The organism is Minwuia thermotolerans (assembly GCF_002924445.1).
GTDB classification, from domain to species: Bacteria; Pseudomonadota; Alphaproteobacteria; order Minwuiales; family Minwuiaceae; genus Minwuia; species Minwuia thermotolerans.
Genome location: NZ_PIGG01000038.1, coordinates 1 through 10,188 on the forward strand (window position 1 = coordinate 1; position 10,188 = coordinate 10,188).

10 protein-coding genes and 1 other annotated feature are annotated in these 10,188 nt (G+C 62.5%); of the genes, 3 read left to right on the plus strand and 7 right to left on the minus strand.

What is annotated here, in order from left to right; genetic code table 11:
- The coding region (locus CWC60_RS12625; RefSeq protein ID WP_109794305.1) for a recombinase family protein at positions 1-1,426 on the plus strand (1,426 nt) is incomplete at its 5' end.
- 939 nt (positions 1,427-2,365) lie between these two features.
- Here CWC60_RS12625 and CWC60_RS12630 read toward each other — a convergent pair.
- The 7 genes from CWC60_RS12630 to CWC60_RS12655 form a co-directional block, all read right to left on the minus strand.
- Positions 2,366-3,142, minus strand: a complete 777-nt coding sequence (locus CWC60_RS12630; RefSeq protein ID WP_109794306.1) for a DUF2182 domain-containing protein — start codon at positions 3,140-3,142, stop codon at positions 2,366-2,368.
- Positions 3,132-3,731, minus strand: a complete 600-nt coding sequence (locus CWC60_RS12635) for a DUF1326 domain-containing protein (protein ID WP_109794307.1) — start codon at positions 3,729-3,731, stop codon at positions 3,132-3,134. The genes CWC60_RS12630 and CWC60_RS12635 overlap by 11 nt, the downstream gene beginning before the upstream one ends.
- A 42-nt stretch (positions 3,732-3,773) precedes the next feature.
- Positions 3,774-4,190 (minus strand): ester cyclase, encoded by a 417-nt coding sequence (locus CWC60_RS12640; protein ID WP_109794308.1) that lies wholly within the window; start codon positions 4,188-4,190, stop codon positions 3,774-3,776.
- Positions 4,191-4,274: 84 nt separating this feature from the next.
- The gene (locus CWC60_RS12645) at positions 4,275-4,607 is read right to left on the minus strand and encodes a GYD domain-containing protein (RefSeq protein ID WP_109794309.1); all 333 of its coding nucleotides are present in this window, start codon (positions 4,605-4,607) and stop codon (positions 4,275-4,277) included.
- 28 nt (positions 4,608-4,635) lie between these two features.
- Positions 4,636-5,493, minus strand: coding sequence for an alpha/beta fold hydrolase (locus tag CWC60_RS12650; protein ID WP_109794310.1), 858 nt, complete (start codon positions 5,491-5,493; stop codon positions 4,636-4,638).
- A 32-nt stretch (positions 5,494-5,525) separates the two neighbouring features.
- Positions 5,526-5,726 carry a hypothetical protein gene (locus CWC60_RS23285; protein WP_125182779.1) on the minus strand — a complete coding sequence of 67 codons (201 nt, stop codon included), beginning with the start codon at positions 5,724-5,726 and terminating at the stop codon, positions 5,526-5,528.
- A gap of 140 nt (positions 5,727-5,866) precedes the next feature.
- Positions 5,867-6,955 carry a PLP-dependent cysteine synthase family protein gene (locus CWC60_RS12655; RefSeq protein ID WP_109794311.1) on the minus strand — a complete coding sequence of 363 codons (1,089 nt, stop codon included), beginning with the start codon at positions 6,953-6,955 and terminating at the stop codon, positions 5,867-5,869.
- 108 nt (positions 6,956-7,063) lie between these two features.
- On the opposite strand from CWC60_RS12655, the gene CWC60_RS12660 reads away from it, so the two are divergent.
- Positions 7,064-8,620, plus strand: a complete 1,557-nt coding sequence (locus CWC60_RS12660) for a winged helix-turn-helix domain-containing tetratricopeptide repeat protein (protein WP_109794312.1) — start codon at positions 7,064-7,066, stop codon at positions 8,618-8,620.
- Positions 8,621-9,059: 439 nt separating this feature from the next.
- Positions 9,060-10,188 (plus strand): IS3 family transposase gene (locus CWC60_RS12665; RefSeq protein WP_420891140.1). Its coding sequence is split into 2 segments (ribosomal slippage), with 1,130 coding nucleotides annotated over them: positions 9,060-9,354 and positions 9,354-10,188; the frame shifts between segments, so codons are not numbered across the junction. This gene is flagged as partial in the annotation.
- Positions 9,341-9,457: a sequence feature (AL1L pseudoknot), on the plus strand. Its footprint overlaps the gene before it by 117 nt.

The following is a 10,188-nucleotide window of genomic DNA, read 5'->3' on the forward strand; positions in this document are numbered from 1 at the left end:
CCGCATCGACACGGTGGTGGTCTACAAGGTCGACCGGCTGACCCGGTCGCTCGCCGACTTCGCGAAGATCGTGGAACTGTTCGAAGGCCAGGGCGTCTCCTTCGTCTCGGTGACCCAGCAGTTCAACACCACCACCTCCATGGGACGGCTGACGCTGAATGTCCTGCTCTCCTTCGCCCAGTTCGAGCGCGAGGTCACCGCCGAGCGCATCCGTGACAAGATCGCGGCGTCGCGGAAGAAGGGCATGTGGATGGGCGGCGGCCTGCCCGTCGGCTACCGCGCCGAGGAGCGGCAACTGGTCGTCGACCAGGATCAGGCGCACTTGGTCCGCCGCATCTTCGCTCTCTATCTCGAACTGGGCTCGGTCAGGGCGGTGCAGCAGGTCCTGGAGGCGGAAGGCATCCGCACGCCGCAGCGGAAGAGCCGGGCAGGCAGGAACCATGGCGGTCGGCCTTTCAGCCGGGGCAACCTCTATTCGATCCTCGGCAATCCAATCTACATCGGCCGGGTCCGCCATCGCGGCGAGGTCTTTGATGGCCGACACGAGGCGATCATCGACCGCGAGACCTGGACCCGTGTCCAGAAACAGCTGGCCGGGCAGGCACGGCGCAAGCGGGACACCGGCGGAGGGGCCAGCCAGCACCTGTTCGTCGGGCTTCTGTTCGATGATGAAGGCGCGCCGCTCTACGCGACCCAGGCCAGCAAGCAGGGCCGGCGCTATCGCTATTACACGTCGAAGGCGCTCGTGGAGGGCAGGGAGGAAGCTGCAGGTCCCGGCAAGGGCTGGCGCATCGCCGCGCCCGCCTTCGAGAAGCTGGTCGTCGAACAGCTGCAGGCCCTGCTTCGCGACCCCATCCGCCTGATGGACCTTCTGGAGGATGACACTCGCGACAACACGCGTCTCACCGACCTGATCGACCGGGCCGCGGAGATGGCCAGTGGGCTCGAAGGCGACCTACTTCGCCAACTGGTCCGGCGCATCGAGATACGGGACGGCATTCTCGGGCTGGTACTCGACGGGGCGACACTGGATGAACAGGCCGAACCAGGGCCGGAGGAGCTCTCGATCGAACTGCCGGTTCGGGTCGCCCGCCGCGGTGTCGAAAGCCGGATCGTGCTGGCCGGCGAGGACGCTTACGCCGGGACACCCGATGTGGCGCTGGTGCGGCTGATCACCCGCGCCCAACGCTGGAACAACATGCTGGCGACCGGCGAGGCGGACTCGCTCCAGGAGCTATCGGCCAAGGCAGGCATCGACCGCAGCGAGATAGGTCGCGTGCTGCAGCTGGCGTATCTCGCCCCCGACATCACCGAGGCCATTCTCGATGGGCGACAGCCCTCCGAGTTGACTGCGCATCGCCTGAAGCGCATGGCCGGCCTGCCGCTTGACTGGACCGAGCAGCGGAAGGCGCTGGGCTTCACCTGATCCAGCACACCGCGGCCGCCCCCGGTAGAACCATCTGTCCGCAACTCCAGAACCATGTGTCCGGCGACAACTGCCCGCCGTCGAATTGATGGTGGGGCTGCCGAAATGGCCGAAAAGAGACGCTCGCCGAAATGGGCGGGAAAAGCGCCGGATTCACCGTCTCTCGTGGTGGGCATTCGTCTCGAAAGCGCCGACAAGTCCCGGAAATCCGGCGTTCCGGGCCGGTGCTGACGGGGTGGCTGAAATGCGGAGACTAGTTGGTCGTGTGGCCAGTCCCGGTCGAACCGGTCTCTTGCATCAAAATTCCCTGTTAAGGCCCCAAAAACAGGGAAATTCGTCGAATTTACAGGGAATCGACAGCAGCAAGGTGCAGATTTCCAGTGCGATTTCAGTGCTTTAGCCTAGAAATTCCCTACGGACGGAACAGGGAGTTTTTCGGACCGGAACAGGGAATTCTGGGCGCCGATCAGGGAACTTCGGCAAGTCTTCAGGGAAGACACACTTCCCTGGCGGCGGTCGGAGCGGTCTCCTCTCATTCGACTGACCGAATGAGAGAAAATAGAGATGGCCGATGGTCGAGCGCCGTGGAGGCGTCATGGTGAGGCATTCTGGCGAGCGCATCATGAAGCATCGAAGCCTTGAGATAAAATCCGCGGGAGTATTGCGAAGTATATCGTATCCCGCTGAAGGCGTTCGGGAACCGGCGGGCAAAAATCGAAGCCTGAGGCGGAGATGCCAGGATCTCGCCTGACGGTGCAGCCGTATAACTCACACCCTAAGTCACTGTCCAAGTCCCACCCTTGGTCACGGGACTCATCCCACTTCGCCAGTGCCTGTCGTGCCGCCGGCATGACCTGAGCATGGGCATCGGCGGCGGTTCACCGAGGCCGACCGGTTTCCGATACCGCCGAGGGGAAGGACCAATACTCATCGTCGGTGCTAGCCAAGCAGCCAGGCCAGGTGAACAGCCCCGGCGCCGATCAGGATGACGCCCAGGGCGGGAGCGATCCGTTCGCCGCGCGGCATGAGCTTCTCGGCCGCGACGAGCGCGGCGAGCGCGGCGATCCAGAGGATGTTCATCACCCCGCCGACGAAAAGCAGCGCCATCAGCGCCCAGCAGCACCCAAGGCAGTAGGCGCCGTGCCGCAGTCCCATCGTCCAGGCCCCGCCGGTTCCACCCCGCCAGTCGGTCAGCAGGAAGCCCATGGGTGTCCGGCAGTGATGCAGGCAGGCGCGCTTCAGCGGCGTGAACTGGAAGATCCCGGCGATCGCCAGCAGAGCCGCGCCCAGCCAGGGCGAGGTGACGACGATCATCGGATTGCTGAGCTCGGCGGCCTGCAGCACCCATTGCAGCGCCGTCGCGAGCACGCTGAAGGCCGACCAGATCGCGACGTAGGCGGCCGCGAAGCTCCGGGTGCGGCCGGGCGTGCCGGCGCGTCGGTTCAGATGCGCGAAGGTCAGCAGCATCGGCAGCGCCGAGGGCAACATCATCGCCGCCATCATGACGGCCCACATCACGAAGACCGCGGCAAAGTTCACCGCGCTCCAGTCCGCCGACATCGGCATCATCAGCCGGGCCAGCGGGCTCTGCATGTCGAGCGCGCCCCAGACCAGGAAGGTCCAGCCCGCGGCCGCCGCGAGGACGATCGGGATCGCCTCGCGGCGGTGTCCCCTCAGGACGGTAAGAGGGGACGGGCCGGCGGTTTCAGGCTGCATAGCGGAAGGGTGCGAACATCGCTGTCCGGCCGTCCGCCTCGCAGGAGAGCCCGTGATCGGAGAACGCGACGTTCGTCCCGCGCGCGACGACGGCAGGCTCGCCCGGCGAGATGGCCAAGGGATGGCCGCTGACCTGGGCGGTGCCGCCGCCCTGGCCGCTGATCGCTTCGATCTCGGCCCGGCCGACGCCCTCGACCGCGAGGCTGAAGCTCTTGTCGCTCCCGTCGAAGTCGATCAATGCAGGCCGCGCCCCCAGCACCTCGGCGATCATCGGCGCGAGCGCGGCCAGATGGCCGCCTGCCTGACCTGAGAAGATGGCGCCGAGCGCTTCGGCCTGTTTCTCATCGGCGCGGTCGTCGGTATAGAGCGCGACCTTCCAGCCGCCGTCCTTCATGTTGCCCGGCGCATAGGCGAGCAGGGCTGCGTTCAACCCGTCGAGCGAGACGTCGCCATAGCTGCCCTTGTCGATGCGCCAGCCGATCAGGACGGTACAGTCGCCCTCGGTCGGCGGCGAGAAGAAGATGCACGGACAGACGGCCTCGCAATTGCAGGCCTCCATGTAGGTGCCCTGGACGTTCCAGTCGGTCATTTGTCATTCCTCCCTTGGACTATTGCCACCATCGGTTGGTCTCTATGCCCAGCCAAGTTCCCGCATCGCCCAGCCGGCGTTCCAGATCTTGGTCAGGTGACGGATCCTCCCACCGTCGAAATCCATCACATAGACGTAGTCGGAGGAAACGCTGCGCCCCGTCGGCGGAACCGGCCCGCCTTCGCCTGTATGGGTACCGGAAAAGACGGCGTAGGCGCTGACCTGGCCGTACGCCTCGTCGACGGCGAAGGAGCGCAGGTCGTAGCGGCCGTCGGGGACGAGGGCGAGCAGCCCCTTCATCCAGTCCGTATAGTCGGCGAGTGTGACAATCTCGGCCAATGGCTCAGCCTGTGAGGAAAATGAGGCGTCATCGGTGCAGAACCGCTGGCATTCCTGCCAGCCCTGACCGGTTTCACAGGCTTCGAAGAATTGCCGCCCTGTTTCAGAAATCGATGCCATTGTTCTTTCCTCCCTTGGTCTGCTTCCTTGGGCCTTGCTGGAGATCGCGTATCGCACGTGCGAACCGCGGATCGCCGAGCCGGATCACTCAGTCAGAGCCTTGTAATCGCCGCGCCGCTCTGCGGCCGTTCTCAGGATGTCGACGCCGTCGGACATCGGAATGAGCTTGGTGGTGCTCATCGCGTTCGCTGCGCCGCCGGCGAAGATGGTCATGAGCACCGCCATGACATCTTCATCGCTCGGCCCCTCGATCAGGGTGACGACGTCGCAGTCCCCCATGGCCCAGAACATGTGGTGGAGCTTGCAGCCGTTCGCTTCGGCGACTTCGCCCACCTGGACCGACCGGTCCTGCGGCTCGTTCATCAGCGCCCCCACGGTCTCTGGGGCCAGGCGTGTCCGGGTCAGATACCAGGCCATTTCGGTTGCCTCCCTTGTTGTCGACCGGTTAAAGCCGGCTCACGCTGCCGACGGGCGCGCCGGTTCCGGCGCGAGGTCGGCGGATGCAGTCTGCGATCTCGCTGCCGTGGGTCACGACCAGGTTGTGGTCCGCGCCGGTCAGGCTGTGCGAGCGGCAGTCGGGCAGCAGGGCCGCCAGCGCCCGCGCAATCGCCGGCGACAGGCCGGAGCCGCTGTCGCCATAGACGACGTCGACGGGCCGCTCGAACGCGGTCAGGTCGTCGGCACTGAAGTCGGGCTGGAACGTCGCCTCGATTTCATCTGCACAGTCGCCCGGCTGAGCCTCCATATAGGCCTGCGCCGGCTTCGGCAGTCGCGCGAAGGCGCCCTCACCGCACCAACCGTCGAGCATCTTTCCGACGACACCCGGCTCGCCGCGCCGCCATGCGGGCGCGACCGAGTTCAGGAAGTGCGCTTCCGCCCAGGAAAAGGTCTCCTGATCGCCGGCCAGACGCAGCACATCGAGGATCGCCGGCTCCAGGAACAGGAGCCGCTTCGCCGGCGCGTCCAGGTTGACCGCCATGTCGAGGGCGACATGGGCGCCGGTAGAATGGCCGACGATGATGTCCGGCGCGCCGGTCTCGGCGACCAATGCGGCGAGCGCTTCGGCGTTGGGCCGGCTCCTGGCCGGACGCTGTGTCGGCCGCGGGCCGGAGCCCTCATAACCGAGCAGGTTGGGCAGGATCACCTCGTAGCCTTCGCCCAGCTTGCTCACGACCTTCGCCCAGACGCCGGACGTTGCTGCGCCGCCGTGGATCATGAGGACACGGACCGGCCCGCTGCCGGCCAGCCGGTAGGTCAGGCGTCGACCGCCTTCGAGTTCGAGTTCCCGCATCGGGTCTGTCATTGCCTTGCCTCCCTGGTTACTTTCGGGTGCTGTCAGGACGCCTCGTGAAGCCGCCTGCCCAGCTCGCTCAGTCGTCGGACGTTCTCGCGATTGAAGAACCGCTCGAAGGGCGCCAGGCCGCAGACCACGTCGAGCATGGCCGTCGCGGCTTGCGGGTCTTCGGCGACCGCTCGATGATCACGGAATTTCTGCCTTGAGAACTCGACGAAGGTTCTGGGGTATCCGTGCGCCAAATTGACTTGTTTCCGACGTCCCGCAGGTAGTCGCTGCAGCTGTCGACGATGGGGTGGGAATGCCGGCACATGTTCTTCCACCCGGCTGAATCCAGCATTTTCTCGCATAATTCGACTGCTTACATGAATCTCTACTATTACTACGAACCGGGCATCTGAGCTGTTGCCGTTGACTTAGATATTTCGATCTCTTCTGCGGACATCTCAGATTCAATATTTTCGAAGAGTGGCGAAGAAATGTAGCGTTCGCCGGTATCCGGCAGCATGCACAGAATCACCGTCCCGGCCTCGGCCTTCTCGGCAATCTGCCTCGCAACGGCAAAAGTCGCGCCGCCCGAGATGCCGGTCAGAATTCCTTCCCTCTGTGCCAATTCCGTTGCCCAATGAACTCCGTCAGGTCCTGAGACTGGGACAAGATCATCATAGGCGTTCGCATCAACGGCATCCTGAAGAACAGCCGGGATGAAGTCGGGGGTCCACCCTTGAATCAGATGCGGCTGCCAAGCCGGATGTGTAGATGCGGGTCCGCCATCCGGCCTTCGATCCTGGGATGCCCCGCTGCCAAGCAGTTCGGCATTAGCAGGTTCGCTGAGAACGATCCGTGTGTCGGGGCGTTCAGCCCGCAATACCCGCGAAACACCAGCAACAGTCCCGCCCGTTCCATATCCAGTCACGAAATAGTCCAGACGGCTTCCGTCGAAGTCCGTAACAATCTCGCGCCCTGTCGTGTTCTCGTGAATCAAGGCATTGTCCGCAGTCTCGAACTGCCGCGCCAGGAACCAACCGTTCATCTCCGCCAGTTCCACGGCTTTCTTGTACATGCCAACGGCCCTCTCACTGCGTGGTGTAAGGATCACCTTGGCGCCCAGCATTCGCATTAGCTGGCGACGCTCGATAGAGAAGCTGTCAGCCATTGTGACGACCAAGCGATACCCCTTGGCGGCACAAACCATGGCAAGCCCAATTCCGGTGTTCCCGCTCGTCGCCTCCACCACCGTATGGCCAGGGCTCAATTCGCCCCGGCGCTCGGCCTCCTCGATAATGGAAATCGCGAGACGGTCTTTGACGGAGGCCGCTGGGTTAAAGAATTCAGCCTTCACATAGATATGCACATTTTCGGGTGCAAGGTAGTTGACTTTGATACATGGTGTATCGCCAATCACGTCAACAATACTGTCGTATCGGCGGCCCCGCCCTTCGGTCTTCCGGTGCTGCCTGCCAGTGGACATTGTTAGCTCTCCCCTGATACGCTGGAAGCACGCTGTATTGTTCACGTCTTCGGCGCGAAAACCTTGTCCGCAGCGTGCAGGATTCGTGCAGATTGCCGCGTTTTTTCCATGGCATTGGCATTTGAGAGCTTCACACTAGACACGGATACCTTCGAACTGCGCTGTGGGGAGACAGCGGTTCCGGTCGAGCCGCAAGTGTTCCAGTTGCTAGCCAAGCTGATCGAATGCCGGGAAAGGGTGGTTCCGAAAGACGAACTGGTCGATGAAATATGGAGTGGACGAGCCGTGTCGGATGCGACGATCGCAAGCCGCATCCGGCTCGCGCGGCAGGCGCTCGGCGATAGCGGCACGGAACAGCGATATATTCGGACCGTCCACGGAGTTGGTTTCAGGTTCGTTGCAGCGGTAACCGAGACTCTTTCGGCGAAGGCATCCACAAAATTGCCCGAGTCCACTCTCGATAAGGCTGACGTGCCACGCCGCCCTTCGATTGCTGTCTTGCCCTTTCAAACTTTCGATCCTGGGAAATGGACAATCATCGCAGAGGCTATTCCGCACGACTTAATTCAGGCTTTGTCAAAACTGCGCTGGATATTGGTGATCGCACGCCCATCGTCTTTCCGGTTCCGTGGATCCAACGTCGATATTCAGAATGTCGGCCGACAGCTTGGCGTCCGTTACTGCCTGACCGGCATGATTGAGCAGCGTATTGCGGAGATATCACTCAAGGTTGAACTGTCGGATACGCGCAGCGGAGAGATGGTGTGGGGTGAAACCTTCAGCTTCCAGGCTGACAAAGTTCATGAAGTTCGGGAAAGTATTATTGGGCAGGTAGTTGCAGCATTGGAAATTCAGATCCCTAGTCATGAAGCCCATTGCGCCCGATTGAACGCTCCCGAAAATCTTGACGCATGGTCCCTTTATCATCTCGGTCTTCAATGCGTCTATCGGTTCAACAGGAATGAAAATGACGCCGCAAAAGCACTCTTTCAGCGCGCGGTGGAACGTGACCCTAGCTTTGCGCGAGCGCATGCCGGATTGTCATTCGCATTTTTTCAAGACGCGTTCGTCAAGTATGAGAACAACTCTGATGATGCGGCAGAGAAAGCGCGTCGGCATGCCGAGCGGGCCATCGAATTGGATCCAATAGACCCTTTCGCGAACCTGACGATGGGTCGTTATTTCTGGCTGAAAGGGGAACTCGATAGCAGTGTCGGATGGCTTGAGCGTGTTAGACACCTAAGTCCTAACCATGCACAGGCAATTTACTCAAAGTCTTGGGTGGACGCCATGGCAGGCCGGCCACAAAGTGCCATCGAAGGCGTGAACCTCTGCATGCAGCTTAGTCCTTTCGATCCGATGCAGTATGCCATGCTCGGCGTTCGTGCGCTCAGCAATATTGTGCGCGGTGACGCCGAGAATGCAGTTTACTGGGCTGAGAAGGCTGCACTGTCCCCAGGTGCACACTTCCTTGTTGATATGACCGCAGTTATCGCTCATGCGATGAATGTTGATAATTCGAAGGCTTCGTACTGGGCCAAGCGGGTTTTTGAACGCGCACCGAATGTCCGAGCAAGTTATTTTCTTGATGCGTTTCCATTCCAAGATGACGACGTCCGTGCCAATGTGCAGAAACTTCTGCACGAGTATAAATTTCCAGACTAACAATCACCGCGGGCGGCATGGTGTGTTTGTGCATTGTTTGAGCGGCGGGTTGTCCGCGCAACGAAATCGACGGGCACAAGCGCTCCTGCATCGGCTTCCTGGCTGAGACGCTTCACCGGAGGCTTGCCGATCTCTCACCAGGAATTTCGGCCTCCTGAAGCGCGCTCCTGTCCGGGTCGGCGTCATGTCGACCGTCGGCCATGTACGGCTTTCCCAGGGTTCTGGCCGAGTTTCGCGCGGGTTATGGCGGGGTCGAGATCGCGATCCGCGAGGAGAGTATCTAGCGCCTCGAACGCCGGCTGACGGCCGACAAGGTCGACATCGCGATTGCCAATCCGATCGGTGAACTCGCGGAGGCGTTCCAGACCGAAGACCTCTACTCCGAGTGAACCGCGCCGAGTTTCCCGGAGGCTCCGACTTGTGAGAAGAAGGAGCTGTTATGGGAACACAATCGACACGGTATCCGACGGAGGTTCGCGAGCGGGCGGTCCGTCTGGTTTTGAATCACCAGGGCGAGCACGCCTCGCAATGGGCAGCGATCGACTCGGTCGCGGCGAAGATCGGCTGCACGGGCGAGACGTTACGGCGCTGGGTCCGGCAGGCCGAGCGCGACAGCGGCATGCGGGCTGGTACGACGACCGACGAGCGCGAGCGGATACGGACGCTGGAGCGCGAGGTTCGCGAGCTCAGGCAGGCCAATGAGATCCTGCGCAAGGCGAGCGCCTATTTTGCCCAGGCGGAGCTCGACCGCCCACTGAAGCGATGATCGCGTTTATCGACGATCACCGGGAGGCTCACGGGGTCGAGCCGATCTGCAAGGTGCTGCCGATCGCCCCGTCCACCTACCGTGACCATGTCGCCCGGCGTCGCGACCCTTCTCGGCTGTCCGCTCGGGCGCAGCGGGATGAGGCCTTGAAGGTCGAGATACGGCGCGTGTACGAGGAGAACTTCCGGGTCTACGGCGTGCGCAAGCTGTGGCGGCAGTTGAAGCGTGAAGGCTTCGATGTTGCCCGCTGTACGGTAGCGCGGCTGATGCGCCAGATGGGTCTGGAAGGGGCGATCCGCGGCAAGCGGATAAAAACGACGAGTGGCGACAAGGCGGCGCCTTGCCCGCTCGACCGGGTCAATCGCCAGTTCCGGGCGCCGGCGCCGAACAGGCTGTGGGTCTCCGACTTCACCTACGTGGCGACCTGGGCGGGCTTCGTCTATGCCGCCTTTGTCATCGACGCCTTTGCCCGGCGTATCGTGGGCTGGCGTGTCAGCCGCACGGCCCATGCCGGCTTCGTCCTCGACGCGCTGGAACAGGCTCTTCATGAGCGGCGGCCCGTGCGGAGCAACGGGCTCGTCCACCATAGCGACAGAGGAAGCCAGTACGTCTCGATCAAATACACCGAGCGGCTGGCCGAGGCCGGCGTCGAGCCGTCCGTGGGCAGTGTCGGTGATTCCTACGACAACGCTCTCGCCGAGACGATCAACGGCCTCTACAAGGCCGAGGTCATTCACCCGCGCGGGCCGTGGCGCTCGTTCGAGGCCGTCGAGTTCGCTACCCTCGAATGGGTCGACTGGTT

Bases quoted from the DNA above. Each gene is read 5' to 3' on its own strand.
- CWC60_RS12645 (WP_109794309.1), bottom strand. From the start codon at position 4,607: ATGGCCTGGTATCTGACCCGGACACGCCTGGCCCCAGAGACCGTGGGG.
- CWC60_RS12640 (WP_109794308.1), bottom strand. From the start codon at position 4,190: ATGGCATCGATTTCTGAAACAGGGCGGCAATTCTTCGAAGCCTGTGAA.
- CWC60_RS12660 (WP_109794312.1), top strand. From the start codon at position 7,064: ATGGCATTGGCATTTGAGAGCTTCACACTAGACACGGATACCTTCGAA.
- CWC60_RS12650 (WP_109794310.1), bottom strand. From the start codon at position 5,493: ATGACAGACCCGATGCGGGAACTCGAACTCGAAGGCGGTCGACGCCTG.
- CWC60_RS12655 (WP_109794311.1), bottom strand. From the start codon at position 6,955: ATGTCCACTGGCAGGCAGCACCGGAAGACCGAAGGGCGGGGCCGCCGA.
- CWC60_RS12630 (WP_109794306.1), bottom strand. From the start codon at position 3,142: ATGCAGCCTGAAACCGCCGGCCCGTCCCCTCTTACCGTCCTGAGGGGA.
- CWC60_RS12635 (WP_109794307.1), bottom strand. From the start codon at position 3,731: ATGACCGACTGGAACGTCCAGGGCACCTACATGGAGGCCTGCAATTGC.